At 72.8% G+C, this 17,359-nt stretch carries 13 protein-coding genes; 8 read left to right on the forward strand and 5 right to left on the reverse strand.

Annotated elements, in window-relative coordinates:
• Positions 1–44: 44 nt before the first annotated feature.
• The 5 genes from IF55_RS09970 to IF55_RS09990 all read left to right on the forward strand — a co-directional run bounded on the left by IF55_RS09970 (position 45) and on the right by IF55_RS09990 (position 3,174).
• Complete coding sequence (locus tag IF55_RS09970) at positions 45–899, forward strand: aminoacyl--tRNA ligase-related protein (protein WP_030892141.1); 855 nt, start codon at positions 45–47, stop codon at positions 897–899.
• Between the two features lie 146 nt (positions 900–1,045).
• Positions 1,046–1,453 (forward strand): holo-ACP synthase, encoded by a 408-nt coding sequence (locus IF55_RS09975; protein WP_245661130.1) that lies wholly within the window; start codon positions 1,046–1,048, stop codon positions 1,451–1,453.
• Positions 1,454–1,574: 121 nt separating this feature from the next.
• A complete protein-coding gene (locus IF55_RS09980) occupies positions 1,575–1,817 on the forward strand; it encodes a hypothetical protein (RefSeq protein ID WP_030892147.1) in 243 nt (80 codons plus the stop codon).
• Between the two features lie 14 nt (positions 1,818–1,831).
• On the forward strand, positions 1,832–2,281 hold the full coding sequence (locus IF55_RS09985) for a MaoC family dehydratase (protein ID WP_030892150.1): 450 nt from the start codon (positions 1,832–1,834) through the stop codon (positions 2,279–2,281).
• Positions 2,282–2,352: 71 nt separating this feature from the next.
• Entirely contained in the window at positions 2,353–3,174 is an 822-nt protein-coding gene (locus tag IF55_RS09990; protein ID WP_030892153.1) for an SAM-dependent methyltransferase, read from the forward strand.
• Positions 3,175–3,367: 193 nt separating this feature from the next.
• Here IF55_RS09990 and IF55_RS09995 read toward each other — a convergent pair whose 3' ends face one another.
• On the reverse strand, positions 3,368–4,462 hold the full coding sequence (locus IF55_RS09995; RefSeq protein ID WP_030892155.1) for a PucR family transcriptional regulator: 1,095 nt from the start codon (positions 4,460–4,462) through the stop codon (positions 3,368–3,370).
• 397 nt (positions 4,463–4,859) lie between these two features.
• Here IF55_RS09995 and IF55_RS10000 point away from each other — a divergent pair, with 397 nt between their 5' ends.
• From IF55_RS10000 to IF55_RS10010, 3 genes are all read left to right on the forward strand, one after another.
• Positions 4,860–5,549 (forward strand): hypothetical protein, encoded by a 690-nt coding sequence (locus tag IF55_RS10000; RefSeq protein ID WP_030892157.1) that lies wholly within the window; start codon positions 4,860–4,862, stop codon positions 5,547–5,549.
• A gap of 113 nt (positions 5,550–5,662) precedes the next feature.
• A complete protein-coding gene (locus tag IF55_RS10005; protein ID WP_030892160.1) occupies positions 5,663–7,717 on the forward strand; it encodes an SPFH domain-containing protein in 2,055 nt (684 codons plus the stop codon).
• A 215-nt stretch (positions 7,718–7,932) separates the two neighbouring features.
• Complete coding sequence (locus IF55_RS10010; protein ID WP_048831831.1) at positions 7,933–12,903, forward strand: DNA repair ATPase; 4,971 nt, start codon at positions 7,933–7,935, stop codon at positions 12,901–12,903.
• A 22-nt stretch (positions 12,904–12,925) separates the two neighbouring features.
• Here IF55_RS10010 and IF55_RS10015 read toward each other — a convergent pair whose 3' ends face one another.
• The 4 genes from IF55_RS10015 to IF55_RS10030 form a co-directional block, all read right to left on the reverse strand.
• A complete protein-coding gene (locus IF55_RS10015) occupies positions 12,926–13,549 on the reverse strand; it encodes a DUF3159 domain-containing protein (protein ID WP_048831816.1) in 624 nt (207 codons plus the stop codon).
• A 293-nt stretch (positions 13,550–13,842) separates the two neighbouring features.
• Positions 13,843–14,520, reverse strand: a complete 678-nt coding sequence (locus IF55_RS10020; RefSeq protein WP_030892169.1) for a response regulator — start codon at positions 14,518–14,520, stop codon at positions 13,843–13,845.
• Positions 14,521–14,546: 26 nt separating this feature from the next.
• A complete protein-coding gene (locus IF55_RS10025; RefSeq protein ID WP_048831832.1) occupies positions 14,547–15,770 on the reverse strand; it encodes a histidine kinase in 1,224 nt (407 codons plus the stop codon).
• 16 nt (positions 15,771–15,786) lie between these two features.
• Positions 15,787–16,464, reverse strand: a complete 678-nt coding sequence (locus tag IF55_RS10030; RefSeq protein ID WP_245661136.1) for a hypothetical protein — start codon at positions 16,462–16,464, stop codon at positions 15,787–15,789.
• Positions 16,465–17,359 lie beyond the last annotated feature (895 nt).

Below are 17,359 nucleotides of genomic sequence, written 5' to 3' on the forward strand. Positions count from 1 at the left end.
AACCCCAAGAAAAGCACGTCCGCGACAAGGAAAGAGGTGATCTCATGCCCTCGACTGCCCCGACGCGACGACCGGCCCCCGGCCTCGCCGCCCTCGGCCCCGAGGCCACCCAGCTCCTGAACCTCCTGGACGAGACCTTCCGGGGCTGGGGCGAGCGGCGCGGCGCGCTGCCGCTGACCATGCCGCCGCTGCTGCCGGTGGCCGACCTGGCCGCCCTGGACTTTTACGAGAACTTTCCCCAACTCGCCGTCGTCGCCTCGACCCTGGACGTCGCCGACCCCGCCGGACGCGCCGCCGAGGCCCGTACGGGCTCCTACGCCCCCGACAGCCTGCGGCCCGCCGCCCTCGCCCTGCCGTCCGCGGCCTGCTACGGCGTCTTCCTGCACCACGCCGGGCAGTCGGTCGACGGCGCGCGGACGGTGACGGTGCTGGGCCGCTGCTACCGCAACGAGGACCGGTACGAGGGGCTGCGCCGGCTGCTGGGCTTCCACATGCGGGAGATCGTGGCCCTCGGCACGTACGAGCACACCCAGCGCCACCTGGCCGTCTACGAGCGGCAGGTGCGGGACTTCGCCGAGGCGGCCGGGCTGCCGGTGGAGAAGGAGGTGGCCTCCGACCCCTTCTACGACAAGGGCGGCTCGCGCGCCGTCCTCCAGCAACTCGCGCCCGTCAAGCACGAGTTCGTATACGCGGAGACCGCCATCGCCTCCGTCAACGTGCACCGCAACTTCTTCGGGGAACGGTGCGACATCCGCATCGAGGAGACGGCCGAACCGGTCTTCACGAGCTGTGTGGCCTTCGGCCTGGAGCGCTGGATCTTCGCCCTGGAGCACCGCTACGACGGCGACTGGGACAAGGCGTTCTCGGCCGTCGAGGACGCGTGCGCGGCCGTCACGTGACGTCCCTCGTCGCGCGAGCGACGCCCCCGCCCCGGACGCCATCACTGACCGAAACGCCGTCACCGGCAGAAGCGACCGAGAACTCCGGAACGACCGCGCACCCCCAAGAGACCGCGAACGCCCAGGCCGCCACACCCTCCCCTTCCGTGGCCGCCGGTGTGTTCAGCGGGCTCGCCCTCCGCACCGGCGCCGACCTCCTCCCGGTCAGCCGCGTCGAGGGCATGGTGCGCGGTTCCGGAGAACGCTTCCTCGCCACCCTCCTCACCCCGGCCGAACTGCGCGACTGCGCCACCGACCACGGCACCTTCCTGCCCGCCGTGGCCGGCCGGCTCGCCGCGAAGGAAGCGGTCTTCAAGACGTTCCACACCCCGCTGAGCAGCCTCCCCTGGCTCTCCATCGAGGTGCGCAAGGCCCCCGGCGGCTGGCCGGAGGCCGTGCTGCACGGGGCCGCGCGGCGGCTCGCCGACGCGGCCGGGCTCACGGACCTGAGCCTGAGCATCAGCCATGACGGCGGGTTCGCCTTCGCCGTCGCGGTGGCGACCGTACGCCGCTGACGCTCACCGCCCGTCCAGCACGTCCCCGCCCATCCAGCACGTCCCCGCCCATCCAGCACGTCACCCGCCCATCCAGCGCATCACCCACCATCCAGCACGTCATCCACGAGAGGACACCGACATGGCCCGCCCCATCGACCAGGTCAAGGCATGGATACTCAAGCGCCACCCGGAGCGCGATGACATCGCCTCCGACCTCGACCTCATCGACAACCGGCTGATCGACTCCCTCGCCTTCGCCGAGTTTCTCTTCCTCCTGGAGGAGGTCGGCGGGCAGTCCATCGACCGCGACAACCTCGTCGTCGACGACTTCCGCACGCTGGACCGGATCGAGGCGAAGTACCTGGGCGCCACGGTCGGTTGAGCGGAGGCGAGGAGATGCTGCGCTACGTCGAGGACTACGAGAAGGGCCGGACGTACGAGCTGGGTACGTACAAGGTCACCGAGCAGGAGATCATCGAGTTCGGCCGGAAGTACGACCCCCAGCCGTACCACGTCAACGCGGAGCAGGGGGAGGAGTCGCTCTTCCACGGCCTGGTGGCCAGCGGCTGGCACACCTGCGCCATGTTCATGCGGCTCTACGTGGACGCGCTGCTGCCGGGCGCCGCGGTGGAGGGGTCGCCGGGCGTCGACGAGCTGCGCTGGCTGCGGCCGACCCGCCCCGGCGACGTGCTGACCGGGCGGCTCACCGTCACCGGCATCACGCCGTCGATGACCCGCCCGGACTGCGCGACCCTGCACAAGCGGGGCGAACTCACCGACGCCGAGGGCCTGCCGGTCATGCGCCTCACGCTCTACAGCATGTTCCGGCGCCGGCCCCGCGAGTGAGCGCGCCGACGGTACCCGCTCCCTTCGCCCAGCCCACGCCCGTGACACCGGAGTACGGAGGAAGACGAGAGATGGAAGCTGTTTCGCACACCTCGCAGTGGACCGCGGCCGCCCGCGCCCTGGAGACCGAACGGGACGACGCGCTGTTCCGCGACGACCTGGCCCGTCCGCTCGCCTCGCAGACCGGGTTCGACCTGCTGAAGAAGTACGGCGGCGGCGGGCTCGCGGACTTCGTGTCCATCCGCACCAAGTATCTGGACGACGCCATCGCCACCCATGTGCGCGACGGCCGGATACGCCAGGTCGTCCTCATCGCCGCCGGGATGGACGCGCGGGCCTTCCGGCTCACCTGGCCCACCGATGCCGTCGTCTACGAGGTGGACCACTCGGCGCTCTTCGAGGTCAAGGAGGGCCGGCTCGCCGACCTCGACGCCAAGCCGTCCGTGGACCGGCGGGTGGTGGGCGCCGACCTCACCAAGCCGTGGCTGCCGTCCCTGTACGAGGCCGGGTTCGACCCCGAGAAGCCGACGCTGTGGGTGGCGGAGGCGCTGCTCTTCTTCCTCACCGACGACCAGGTGCGCGGGCTGCTCGATCTCCTCGCGGAGGGCTCGGCGCCCGGCAGCGTCCTGGCGCTGGACGTATTGAGCGAGTCCTTGCTGAAGAACATCGGTACCCAGCTCTTCCTGAACGCCCTGAAGGCGGACGGCATCCCCTGGCTCTTCGGCACCGATGACCCCGAGGGCTACTTCGCGCTGTCCGGCTGGCAGGTGAACCGGCTGAACGAGCCCGGCGAGGAGGGCATCGGCAAGGGCCGCTGGCCGTACGAGGTGTTCCCGCGGGATGTGCCCGACATTCCGCGGAACTGGCTGCTGCACGCCGAGTACCAGGGCTGACCAGCGGCTCCCCCCGCCGGGCCGGTCGTGGCGCGCGCCCCTTCCCCCGCCGCCACGGCCGGCCCCGGCACGCCCGTACGTCCGCGAGCCCGGTCCCGTACGTACGCTCGTAAGCCCGGCCCCGTACGTACGTAAACCCGCCCTTGTACGTCCGTACGTCCGTACGTCCGTAAGCCCGCCCGCCACCCGCCCCCTACAGCTCCCGCTTCGGCCAGTCCAGCAGCCGGGCCCCGATCACCGCGGTCTGCAAGGTGTAGCGGTGCATCGGGTCGGCGGGGTCGGCGCCGGTCAGTTCGTGGATGCGCTTGAGGCGGTAGGTGAAGGCGCGGACGCTGAGGGAGAGGCGGCGGGCGGCCTCCGCCGCGACGCAGCCGGTGTCGAAGTACGCGTCGAGCGTCGCCAGCAGCGGCTCGGGGCCGCCGCGGGCCTGCCGGAGCGGGGCCAGCGTGGAGCGCACGAGATCGGTCAGGGCCTGCCGGTCGCGGGTGAGGACCGGGAAGACGAGGAGATCGGCGGCGCGCAGCACCGGCGCGTCGATGTCCATCTTCACGGCGAGGTCCAGCGCGCCCAGCGCCTCCTCGTAGGAGTGGACGACGCCGCCCGCGCCCTCGTGGGGGCGGCCGATGGCCACCTGGCCGCCGTCGGTGGCGGCGTGCGCCTGCTTGGTGAAGTAGCGCAGCACGTCGTCCTCGTCGCCGGGGGCCACGCAGATCAGCCGGCCGCCCTTGGTGGTGAGCAGGATGCGGCGGTCGCTGAACCGGCCGTTGAGCGCGCTCTCCACCCGCCGGGTCGCCGGGTGCGCGTCGTCGTACGGCTCGGCGCCCGTGGCGACGGCGACGGCGTGGGCGTGGGCGAGCCGCAGCCCGAACCGTTCGGCGCGGCCGGCGAGCCGTCCCAGGTCGCTGCGGCCGTAGAGCAGGTCGTCGATGAACTCGCGGCGGGCGGCCTCCTCCTGGCGTACGGCCAGCCGCTGGGCGCGCTCGTACCCCTCGGCGAAGGCGTCGATCGCCTGCTCGGTCACGGCAAGGACGGACTCGGCGGTGGCGCGCAGGCCGCGGGCTCCGGCCGGGCCCGCCGGGGCGGGCAGTTCGGCCCACAGGGCGCGGGTGGCGGCGAGGTGGCGGACGACGAGGGTGCGCAGTCCGTGGCCGCTCTCCCCGGCGCGTTCGCCGAGGGCGCGGCGGGAGTCCAGTTCGGCGCGGTTGAGCCGGCGGCCGGTGGCCGACACCTCGGTGAGCAGCTCGGCGTAGCCGGCCAGATAGTCCTCGGTCGGCTCCGGCTTTGTCACGTGGTCTCTCCACCTCTTAACGCGCCGTTGACGGTTTCTTGGCGTGTGATCTCCAGGGTGGCAGATGCCCGGAGTGGCCAGCACCCGGCATCAGAGATCCATAAAGATTGCCGGGTTCCGGCAATGCGTACGCCTGTTCCCACCTGCCAATATGCATATGGGGGAACAACGGGGGACACGGGGGACGGCCTCGGTGCCAGGTTCCGGAAACGGGACGTGGTGCCGAGGCCCGCCGCCGGCGCCGTCCCCGCGCGGCCGTCGCGCTCCGACGGGAGCGCACGAGTACGAGCAGCACCGCGGGCACGAGAAGTACCGCGACAACGAGCAGAACCGCGGGGAACAGCGCCGCGGTAACGAGCAGTGCCGCGGGAACGAGCGGTACGAAGGGACGGGGCCGGTGCACGACTTCCTCGCAGCCGCGCTCGGCTTTCCAGCCGTCGTGTTCAGCTTCGCGCTGGTGGTCGTCGTCGCGTACTGGCTCCTCGTCCTCGTCGGCGGCATCGACTCCGACAGCCACGGGCACCACGACCTCTCCGACGGGCACGGTTCCGGCGGGGACGGCGCCGACGGCTCCGGCCACGGCGGGCTCACGGGCCTCGTCGCCGCGGTCGGCCTCGGCGGCGTGCCGATCACCGTCGTCCTGTCGCTGCTGACCGCCGTCGCCTGGTTCCTCGCGCTGGCCGGCACGGTCCTGCTGGAGCGGATCGAGGCGCACGGGCTGACGCGCACGCTGCTCGGCGCGGGCGTCCTGGCCGTCGCCGCCGTGGGCTCCTGGGCCGTCACCTGGCTGCTCGTACGGCCGCTGCGCCGCCTCTACCCCGACGAACGACCACCCTCGCGCCTGGACTTCGTCGGCCGGATCTGCGTGGTGCGCACCGGCCGGGTGGACAGCGGGTTCGGGCAGGCCGAGGTGGCCGCCGAGGACGGCTCCACCGCGATCATCCAGGTGCGTACGGACGAGACCGGGCTCACCGCGGGCGCGACGGCGCTGATCTTCGACTACGACGCCGCCGGCGAGTTCTTCCGCGTCGGGGCCTTCGAAGCGCCGTTCGGCACGGCGCTCGATCCCGGCGGTCCGGCGTACTGACCGGCGCGGGCCCGCCTCCGGCCGCCGGACGCACCGCCGGCCCGCCCCGCACCGCACCGCCGCGCCCCTTACGAACTTTCCTTTACCGCAACTGATTCGACAGAGGTTCCGCCATGGATACCACCGCCATCGGGATCGGCGTACTCGTCGCCGTCCTGCTGCTCATCGCCCTCGGGGTGCTGTTCACCGTCAGCCGCCTGTTCCGCAAGGTCGAGCAGGGCAGGGCGCTGATCATCTCCAAGACGAAGCGGGTCGACGTCACCTTCACCGGCGCCGTGGTGCTGCCGGTGCTGCACAAGGCCGAGTACATGGACATCTCGGTGAAGACCATCGAGATCCGGCGCACCGGCCGCGAGGGCCTGATCTGCCAGGACAACATCCGCGCCGACATCCACATCAATTTCTTCGTGCGCGTCAACAAGACCGTCGAGGACGTCGTCAAGGTGGCGCAGGCGATCGGCACCCAGCGCGCCAGCGACCCGCGCACGCTCCAGGAGTTCTTCGCGGCGAAGTTCTCCGAGGCGCTGAAGACGGTCGGCAAGCAGCTCGACTTCGTCGACCTCTACACCAAGCGCGAGGAGTTCCGGGACCGCATCATCGCGGTCATCGGCACCGACCTCAACGGCTACCACCTCGAAGACGCGGCCATCGACTTCCTTGAGCAGACGCCCATGGCGCAGCTCGACTCCGCGAACATCCTGGACGCCCAGGGCATCCGCAAGATCACCGAGCTGACGGCGATCGAGCACGTGCGCACCAACGAGTACCAGCGCACCGAGGAGAAGGAGATCACCCGGCAGAACGTCGAGGCCCGCGAGGCGGTCCTGGAGCTGGAGCGCCGCCAGGCGGAGGCCGAGGTCAGGCAGACCCGCGAGATCGAGACCGTACGGGCCAGGGAAGAGGCCGAGACGGCGCGGGTGCAGGCCGAGGAGCGGCTGCGGTCGCACAGCGCGCACATCAAGACGGAGGAAGCGCTCGGCATCCAGGGCCAGAACCGGGACCGCGAGGTCGCCGTCGCGCAGAAGAACCGCGAGCGCGTCATCGCCATCGAGAATGAGCGCATCGAGAAGGACCGGCTGCTGGAGGTCATCGCCCGGGAGCGGGAGACGCAGCTCCGGCGCATCGCCGCCGACAAGGAGGTCGAGGCCGAGAAGCGGGAGATCGCGGACGTCGTCCGGGAGCGGATCGCGGTCGAGAAGACCGTCGCCGCCCAGGAGGAGGAGATCAAGAAGCTCCGTACGGTCGAGGAGGCCGAGCGTGAGCGCCAGGCGCTGATCATCCGGGCCGAGGCCGAGGCGCAGGAGCGCCTGGTCAAGGACATCAAGGCGGCCGAGGCCGCCGAGCAGGCGGCGGGCCACCGGGCCGCCGAGACGCTGGCCATGGCCGAGGCCCGGCGCAAGGCCGCCGACCTCGACGCGGAGGCCGCCGTGCGGCTCGCCGAGGGCAAGCGCGCGGACGCCGCGGCCGTCGGGCTCGCCGAGGCGGAGGTGCGCGAGCGCAACGCCGAGGCCATCGCGAAGGTCGGCCGCGCCGAGGCCGAGGTCGCCAAGGAGAAGGCGTTCGCCGGTGCCGAGGGGCTGAAGGAGAAGCTGAAGGCCGAGGCCGAGGGGCTCACGGACAAGGCGGCGGCGATGGCCGCGCTGGACGCGGCGAGCCGCGGGCACGAGGAGTTCCGGCTCCGCCTGGAGGCCGAGAAGGACGTCCGGCTGGCCGGCATCGACGTGCACCGGCAGGTCGCCGAGGCGCAGGCCACGGTGCTCGCCACCGGCCTGGAGAACGCGAAGATCGACATCGTGGGCGGCGAGAGCGTCTTCTTCGACCGCCTCGTCAACTCCATCGCGCTCGGCAAGGGCGTCGACGCCTTCGTCGGCAACTCCGAGTCCGTACGGACCATGGCCGGCCCGTGGCTGGACAAGGACGGCTCCACCTTCACGCAGGACCTCGGCGCCATGCTCACGGGCCTGGGCACGGACGGCCTGCGCGACCTGACCATCGCCGGCGCGCTGACCAAGCTCATCGCGGGCGGCGGCCCCCAGGCGGGCGCCCTCCAGGGCCTGCTGGACTCCGCCAAGGCCGGCGGCCTCGCCGACGTGAAGCTCACGGACCTGGCCGGTCCGGCCGAGCTGAGCGGCGCGCGACTGAACGGCGCGGCGGCCGGGGCGAAGTAGCCCGACCGCCGGCCGGGTCCCGCCACGCCACGGGGGGGGGCGGGCGGGGCCCGGCCGCGCCTTACCGGAACCATGGGCCCAGGCCCGGCGCGGCGGCGGCCGAGTACAGCGGAAGCAGCAGGGAGTTTGAGGTGGACGTGAACACCGAGGGCCGGGACGGGCGCGCGGAGGGCGAAGCCGGTACGGGCGCGGGCGCGGCGGCGGCCGGCGGGTCGGTGGCCGGGGGGCTCGACGCCGGTACGTACGAGGTGCTGCGCGACCGGCTGGCCGCCCAGGCCGCGGAGCTGGCCCGCGGGGCCGAGGCGCTGAACGCGCGGCGCGTGGAGACCTTCGGCTCCACCGAGCTGCGCCTGCTGGGCACCGAGCAGATCCGCACCGAGCAGCGGTGCGTGCCGCGCGACATCGTCGCCGTCGGCGGGCGCCTCCTCCTCGGCTACACCACCCCGGACAGCGCCAACACCGAGACGGCCGTCGGGGACGTCTTCGCGCTGCACGCGCTGCGCCGCGCGGAGGAGGGCGGCGAGGGCGTGACGCTCGCCGAGGCCGACGCCGACGACCTGCCCGAACTGCTCGGCGACTCCGCGTTCCAGCGCGAGTTCGGCGAGCTGCACCGCTACTACCGGGCCGCCGCCCTGCGCCGGCTGCGGCGCGTCGACGGCAAGCTCCTCGCCGTCTTCCGCACCGGCCCGAACCCCGGCGACCTGCGCGTCCTGCGCTGGCAGCTCGCCGCCGACGGCACGCCCCGCTACCTCGACGCGCGCGGCGAGCGCGACCACGTCCTGCCGGAGTCCCAGGACATCCGGTGGACCGCCGCGACCCGCGACGACCATGTGCTGGGCCGCCACCCGCACGTGTCGATCGGCGGCGAGATCTACGTCTCCACCGTCGGCGGCGCCCTCACCGTCAAGACCGAGAACACCACCGAGTCCGGCGAGGGCGTCTACCGCGAACCCGTCGAGGAGCCGCTGCAGTCGCTGGCCGACGCGGAGATCGAGCACGCCCGCGTCGGGCCGCTCGTGCTGCTGCGCGTACGCCCGTACAACGAGAGCGTCCGCCGCCACCTCGTCTACAACGCCACCACCCGTGCCGTCGTGCGGCTCGACGGCATCGGCCAGGCGTGCCTGCGCCTCCCCGACGACCAGGGCGTCATCTTCCCCGGCGGCTACTGCCTGGCCACCGGCGCCGCCCGCACCTTCGACGCCCTCGACACGGACGGCCTCGGCTACGAGGGGGCCACCCCCTCGCCCAACGGCGAGGACGTCCTCTACGCCTTCCGCGACCCCGCCGACGGCCGCACCCTGCTGCTGTCCTACAACCTCATCCGCAAGGAGGTCGCCACCCCGCTGCTCTGCCACGGCTACGCGCTCTTCGACGACGGCACGCTCATCGCGCTGCGCGCCGACTCCGACGAGCCGTCGCGCGTGCACGCCGTGCAGACCTGGCGGAGCCCGTACGTCTCCGAGACGTACGCCGCCGGGGCCGCGGGGACCGGGCCGCTGGAGCGGGTGGGCAACGCGGACCTGGTGCGCGGCATCTCCGAGCTGCTGACCGTGGCGCGGACGGCCGCCGAGCCGACCGGGACGCGCGCCGGGTTCGCGGCGATCACCGACGCCTGCTCCCGGCTCACCGACCGCTTCCACTGGCTCGCGGACGACGCGCTGGGCGGCCTCCAGGCGCCGTTGGCGCTGGTGCGCTCCACCGCGGAGCAGGTGCTGGCGGAGTTCGAGACCGTACAGAACCTGACCCGGCAGGCCGCCGACGCGCTCGGCGAGGCCGCGGCGCAGATCGCCTCGCTGGTGCGGCGCATCCGCGGCGAGTCGCCGCGCAGCGCCGACGCGTGGGTCGCGCAACTCACCGAGCTGCGCCGCTCCCAGGGCCGGCTGGAGACGCTGCGCGAGCTGCGGTACGTGGACGTCGAGCGGATCGACGCGCTGGCCGCCGAGGTGGCGGACGACATCGACGCGACCGCGCGGCGCGCCGTGGACTTCCTCCAGCAGGACGACGCCTTCGCCGGGTACCAGGAGGACGTCGAGGCGCTGACCGCGGACGCCGAGGCCATCACCACCGTCGCCGAGGCCGCCCCCGTCGGCGAACGGCTCGACGAGCGGACCGAGGGCCTTCAGATCCTGACCGAGGTCGTCGCGGGCCTCGACATCGGCGACGCGACCGTACGCACCTCCATCCTGGAGCGGATCGCGGAGGTGCTGGGCGGCGTCAACCGGGCCCGCGCCACCCTTGCCGCGCGCCGCCGCGAACTCCTCGACCACGAGGGGCGCGCCGAGTTCGCCGCTGAGTTCGCGCTGCTCGGGCAGGCCGTCACGGGCGCGCTGGCCGCCGCCGACACGCCCGAGGCGTGCGAGGAGCAACTGGCGCGGCTGCTGCTCCAGTTGGAGAACCTGGAGGCGCGGTTCGCGGAGTCCGACGACTTCCTCACCGAGCTGTCCGCCAAGCGCACCGACGTCTACGAGGCGTTCTCCTCCCGCAAGCAGACCCTCCAGGACGCCCGCGCCCGGCACGCCGAACGCCTCGCCGACTCCGCGAACCGGGTTCTGGAGACCATCAACCGGCGGGCCGCGACCCTCGCCGACCTCGACGCCGTCAACACCTACTTCGCGTCCGACCCGATGGTCGCCAAGGTCCGCCGCACCGCCGACGAGCTGCGCGAACTCGGCGACGGCGTACGGGCCGACGAGCTCGACGGGCGGCTGAAGGCCGCCCGCCAGGAGGCCGGGCGCGCCCTGCGCGACCGCGCCGACCTGTACCTCGACGGCGGCGAGACGATCCGCCTGGGCCGGCACCGCTTCGCCGTCAACACCCAGGCCCTCGACCTGACGCTCGTCCCGCACGGCGACACCCTCGCCTTCGCGCTGACCGGCACCGACTACCGCGCGCCGGTCACGGACCCGGAGTTCGCGGACACCCGCCCGTACTGGGACCAGCTCCTGCCGTCCGAGTCCGCCGACGTCTACCGCGCCGAACACCTCGCCGCGAAGATCCTCGCCGAGCACGACCCGGCCACGCTGTACGACGCGGGCCCCGACGAGCTGGCCGCCCTGGTGCGGGCCGCCGCCGACGCCGCGTACGACGAGGGGTACGAGCGCGGCGTCCACGACCGCGACGCCGCCGCGATCCTCGGCGCGCTGCTCGCCCTGCACGCCGCCGCCGGGCTGCTGCGCTACCCGGCGGCCGACCGCGCCGCCGCCCAGGTCTTCTGGACGCACGCCCTCGACGGCGCGGCGCGCGAGCACTGGACGCTGCGCGTACGGTCGCTGGCGCGGGCGCGGGAGACGTTCGGGCTGGCCCCGGCGATCGCCGACCTGACGGCGGAACTCGCGGCGCAGATGGCGGCGTTCGAGGGGCCGGGCTCCGCGGCCGGGCCGCTCGCCGCCGAGTACCTCTTCGAGGAGCTGGCGGCCGGGCCCGAGGGGTTCGTGGCCGGGGCGGAGGCCCGCACCCTCCTGGAGAAGTTCCGCAGGGCGAGCGGCGGCCCGGCGTACGACGAGGAGCTGCGGTCGCTGTCCGCCGCGCCGCTGGACGCCGCTCCCCTCGATGTCGTCTCCCTCGACGCCTCGTCGCTCGCTGCTGCGTCCCTCGACGCCCGGCGCCAGCTCGTCCAGGCGTGGCTCGGCTCGTATCTCGCCGGGAGCGGCGAGGAGGCCGACCCCGGCGTCGTGGCGGAGGCCGTGGCGATCGAGCTGTGCCCCGACGCGGCGCGTTACGGCTCCGAGGCGGCGCTGACGGCGCGGGTGGAGGGCCTGCTGGGCGCCCACCCCCGGATCGCCGGCCGCTGCCTGACCGTCCGTCTGGACGAGTTCCTGGCCCGTACGCGCGCGTTCCGCGAGGAGCGGGTGCCGGGCTTCCGCGCGTACCAGCAGCGGCGCAACCGGCTGGTGGAGGCCGAGCGGACCCGGCTGCGGGTGGACGAGTTCCGGCCCAAGGTGATGAGCGCCTTCGTCCGCAACCGGCTCCTCGACGAGGTGTACCTGCCGCTGATCGGCGGGAACCTCGCCAAGCAGATGGGCGCCGCGGGCGACGAGAAGCGCACCGACAACAGCGGACTGCTGCTGCTCATCTCCCCGCCGGGCTACGGCAAGACGACGCTGATGGAGTACGTCGCCGACCGCCTCGGCCTCGCCCTCGTCAAGGTCAACGGCCCGGCGCTGGGCCACTCCGTCACCTCGCTGGACCCGGCGCAGGCCCCCGACGCGACCGCGCGCCAGGAGGTCGAGAAGATCAACTTCGCGCTGGAGGCGGGCAGCAACACCCTCCTCTACCTGGACGACATCCAGCACACCTCGCCCGAACTGCTCCAGAAGTTCATCTCGCTGTGCGACGCCCAGCGCCGCGTCGAGGGCGTCTGGAACGGCCGTACGCGCACCTACGACCTGCGCGGCAAGCGGTTCGCGGTGTGCATGGCCGGCAACCCGTACACGGAGTCCGGCGGCGTCTTCCGCATCCCCGACATGCTCGCCAACCGCGCCGACGTGTGGAACCTGGGCGACGTGCTCTCCGGCAAGGACGACGTCTTCGCCCTCAGCTTCGTCGAGAACGCCCTGACCTCCAACCCCGTCCTCGCCCCCCTCGCCGCCCGCGAACGCTCCGACCTCGACCTGCTGATCCGCCTCGCCCAGGGCGAGCCGGGGGCCCGCGCCGACCGGCTCTCCCACCCGTACGCGCCGGCCGAGCTGGAGCGCGTACTCGCCGTACTGCGCCACCTGCTCACCGCCCGGCGCACGGTCCTCGCCGTCAACACCGCGTACATCGCGTCGGCGGCCCGTACGGACGTCAGCCGCACCGAGCCGCCCTTCCAGCTCCAGGGCTCGTACCGCAACATGAACAAGATCGCGGAACGGATCGCGCCCGTCATGAACGACGCAGAACTGACCGCCGTCATCGACGACCACTACGCGGGCGAGGCCCAGACCCTCACCACCGGCGCCGAGGCGAACCTGCTGAAGCTGGCGGAACTGCGGGGCACGCTCACGGACGAGCAGGCCGCGCGCTGGGAGGCGATCAAGACCTCGTACGTCCGCACTCAGGCCCTCGGCGGCTCCGACGAGGACCCGCGCGTGCGCGCCCTCGCGGCGCTGGGCCTCGTCGCCGACCGCATCGCGGCCGTCGAAACCGCCCTCCTGCGCATGACCGAACCCCCGGCGGGGCGGCACCGGGGGGATTCGGGGAGGTAGGGGACGGGGCCGGTCGGGGTCGTTACGGCTTGGCGTAGGTGAGGGGCTGGGCGGGGGCCGGGGCGCCGGCGGGCCCGGCGGCCTCCATGGCGGCGAGCCGCTCGGCGGCGCGGGCCCGGACCTTCTTGACGTGGCGCCCCGTGAAGACGGCGGGGACGACGAACCCGGCGACCTTGCAGCAGATCTGGAGGGCGGACCCGGCGCCGAGCGCGGAGCAGGTGAACTCGGCGGCGGCGGAGAGGGTGAAGCTGACCGTCCACACCGTGGTGATGACGGTGTTGACGCGGATGAAGTGCGGGGAGTTCCAGACCTCCTTGGGGGCGTTGCGGCGGGCGATCCCCTGCGTGAAGGGGCTCCGCAGGGCCAGGCTCGCCCAGCCGATGAGCGCCAGCCAGGCCGTGGACAGCGCGCTGTCGTGGTCGTGGAGCGAGGAGTGCGGGTCCGCGAACGCGACGACGGTCATGCCCAGCACGAAGACGATCGTCCCGAAGTCGAGGATCTGGGCCCCGGCCTCCACGCCGGCCCGGCGGTCCTTGAGCAGCAGATAGACGGAGCAGATCAGAGCGGCCAGGGCGCCCCATTGCCACCCGATGAGAGAAACACCGGCGTAGACGAACCACGGGGCGAAATTGCGGAGGTAGTTCATGGGAACGGGTATTCCTCTCACGCGGCGAATGGGAATCCGGGTGCGAAGCCGTCGTCATTCCTTTTCCGACTGCTCCGGTTTCTCCCCGGCGGCGATATCAAAATTACGGGGGCGGGGCCGGAGTGTCGTGGGGTGAGCGCCGTATCTTGCGGGTGGAGAAGGGTCTCCACCCGGCGTACACCAGGGGGGAGGGGTGGGGCGCGCAGGCGAGTTGGGCGCGCACGCGAAGAGGCCGCGCCGTTGGGGAAGGAGCGCGGCTCAGGGGGTGCCAGGGGGAGGTGTCAGGGGCGAGGTCAGGGCCGCTGTTCGGAGCCGTCCGGGGGGAGAACGCTCAGCGCGTAGCGCACGGCCTCGGCGCGGGAGTGGAGGTCGGCCTTGGCGAAGAGGTTGTTGATGTGCGTCTTGACGGTGGCCTCGCTGATGACGAGGCGGGCGGCGATCTCGGGGTTGCGCAGCCCGTCGCCGATCAGCCGGAGCACTTCCCGCTCGCGCGCCGTGAGCATGGCGGCCTGCTCGGCGGCGGGCTTGGGCCGGTGGGTGGCGAGGGTGAGCAGCCGGCGCTGCACCTCGGGCGCGAGGACGGCCTGGCCGTGGCTGGCGCTGCGTACGGCCTGCAGTATCGTGTCGCGGCCCGCGTCCTTGGTCAGATAGCCGCCGGCCCCGGCCTGGAGGGCGGCCAGGATCGACTCGTCGTCCTCGAAGGTGGTCAGGACGACGACCGTGGTCCGGGGGCTGGCGGCGCGGATGCGCCCCGTGGCCTCGACGCCGTCCATGACGGGCATGTTGAGGTCCATCAGGACGACGTCGGGGCCGTGCGCGGCGACGGCCGCGACCGCCTCCTCGCCATTGGTCGCCGTCGCCACGACGTCGACGTCGTCGTCGAGGTCGAGCATGACCGCCAGCGCCTCGCGGACGGCCGTCTGATCGTCCACGACCACCAACTTGACGCTGCTCGCCTGGTCGCTGTTCATCGGGGCGCTGCTCGCCTGGTCGCCGCTCACCTGGGCACCTCCAGTCTTACGGTCCAGCCGCCCGGTGCGGCGTCCGCGATATTGGGTCCGGCGCGGAGGGTACCGCCCACCAGGGCGGCGCGTTCGCGCATGCCGACCAGGCCCATGCCGGTGCCCTCGGCGCCGGGGCGCGGCGCGGGGGAGCCGGCCGGTCCGTTGACGACGGTGAGGGCGACCGCGTCGGCGGTGAATTCGAGCGTCATGGCGCGGGCGGCCCCCGGCGCGTATTTGAGGGCGTTGGTGAGGGCTTCCTGCGCCACGCGCAGCGCGGTCTGCGCGATCTCGACCGATACGGGCACGGGTTCGCCGACGATCTCGAAGGCGACCTCCTCGCCCTCCGCCATCAGCCGCAGCGACTCCTGGAGGGGCAGGGTGTCCTCGCGCAGGGCGTGCACGGCGTGCCGGGTCTCGGCGATGCTGTCGACGGCCAGCGCCCTGGCCCGGCGCACAGCCGCGCGCGCCTCCTCGACGCGGTCCTTCTGGCTGAGGGCGTCGGCCATGTCGAGCTGGAGCGCGATGCCGGAGAGGGAGTGGCCGAGCACGTCGTGGATCTCGCGGGCGATGCGCCCCCGCTCCATGAGCGCGGCCGTACGGGCCTCGGACTCGGTGGCCCGCCGCGCCTCGGCGGCGGCGTGCTGGGCGCTCGCGAGCGCCTCGCGCCGGTCGCGCTTGGAGATGCCCATGTAGACGGGCATCGCCACGGTGAGCGCCAGCCACCAGGGCCAGTAGCCGGGGGAGGGGGAGAGCCGGTCGGCGATCCAGACCGCCGAGGCGGCGCTGACCGCCCCGGCCGCCGCCACCCCGACGGCGGTGCGCCGGGAGGCGAGCTTCACCCCGGCGGTGGCGGCGGCGGAGTAGGCGAAGAAGGGCGCCACGGTGTTGTGCGCGAGAGGGAGGAGCACGGCCGCCAGAACGGCGTAGCCGCCCGCGAGCGCCACCTGCGCCCGCTGCGACAGCCGGGCCCAGGAGAAGATCGCGGCGAAGGAGCACGCCGCGACCACGACGAAGAGGGAGATGGCGAGCGGCGGGGCGACCATGTGGGCGCGGGGGATCTGGATCGCGGTCAGGACGGTGGCGGTGACGGCGATGAAGGGCTGGGCGAGATCGTCACCGTGGTGATGGGGAAAGAGGGGCTGCGGGGTGGGGGAGGACGTTTCTCCGGTGGAGGAGGACGTTTTTGGGGCCGGGGGTTCGGATCCGGTGGACGGCACGGGGCGCACTCCGACCTCAGTAGCGGCGGTCTTGACGGGAGCGGGAGTCGGCATCCCGAAGCGCGTCCAGCATAGAGGGGGCGGTTCCGCGCTGGTGGGGGGCGGTGCGGGTGGCGGTGGCGGTGGCGGTGTGGCTGCTCGTGGCGGCGTGGCTGCCGCCGGCAGTGTGGCGGCCGGGGAGGTCGTTGGGGGACTGGCTGGGGGAGTGGCTGTGGGACTGGCTGTGGGACTGGCTGTGGGACTGACTGGGAGCGAACCGCTGCTGGAGGCTGTCCAGGAGGGGGGAGGAGGTGTGGGGCTGCCCGTCCTTGCCGACGGTCCAGACGACGCGGCTGTCGGTACGTACGGCGCGGCCCAGGACGACGATGCCCTCGGCGAGCATGCCGAGGCCCACGGTCAGGAGCAGGCTGTTGCCGGCGGCGTCGGACACGTGCGGGTCGACGGCCCCGAGGGTGACGTTCGCCGCGATCTTCACCACGATGTTCAGCACCCACAGCGCCACGGTCACCCAGGTGTAGCGCATGAACACCAGCCCGTCCCGATTGGACAGTCGGATACTCACGCCCCGCAGCACCCCGAGGAGGACGCTGATCCCGCCAGTGGCCACCAGGAACACCACGGAGGCCACCCCGGTGTGGTGCCCGGACACATTGGACACCCCGACGAGCGACAACACCGCCGGAAGAATCAGCATCCGCTTTGCCTCGGCCGGCTCCCCCAGCAACCGCCGAACCATCACGTAACACACAGCCGCGATAATCAGCACAATCTCAACGGGCCCACTCATGGCGCTGCCTCCCAATCCATAAACCGGCCAACCGATTAGCCGACCTCTGCCAACACCCCCAAAACTAGATTTCGACCCCCTTACCTTTCATGAGGCAGCCGCCGTAACTCCGGGTGGAGAAATCTCTCCACCCGAGCCCGAGCCCGAGCCCGAGCCCGAGACACGCCTGCTCCGCTGCGCTCCACCGGCAACGGCTGGGCGGGGCGGCATTGTGCCCGCCCGGTCGCGGCTCTCGTCGGGGGCGCGTTGTGGCTTGATGTTCATGCAAGCGGCGGGCAGGGACGGGCAGGGGTTGGCTCGCTGCCTGCGGTTTGGGTAGGGGCGGGCGTCACGGCTTGTCGCTGGGTGGGGCGGTATTGCGCCCGGTTGGCTGCGGCTTTCGTCTCGGACCCTCCGGGTCCAAAGCGCTGGCAGCGGCGGGGGGAGGGGGCCGGCCTGAGGTCCGGTTCGCTGCCTGCGGGTGGGGTTGTGGCTGGGGCTAGAGAGGGCTCGCTGCGCTTCGCCGCTGGCTGCTGCCGCGAAGTGGCCGTTGTGCTCGTTCGGCTGCGGGGGCGTGGGGGCTTGAGGCCCAAGGATTCAAGAGCGGCGGGCAGGGACGGCTCGGGTCGGGCTGGGGTTCAAGGCGGGCTCCGCTGCGCTACGCGACTGGCGGTTGGGCACGGGGACTCGACCATGACCCGAAGCGGGGTGCTGCGGCCTGCGGCCGCATGGGGGAGGTGTCGGAGTGGTTTGGTGCGGGTTTCGTCTCGGGCCCTTCGGACCCAAGGCGCTGGCAGCGGCGGGGGAGGGGGCGGGGCTGGGG

Source organism: Streptomyces varsoviensis (assembly GCF_000718635.1).
Lineage (GTDB): Bacteria > Actinomycetota > Actinomycetes > Streptomycetales > Streptomycetaceae > Streptomyces > Streptomyces varsoviensis.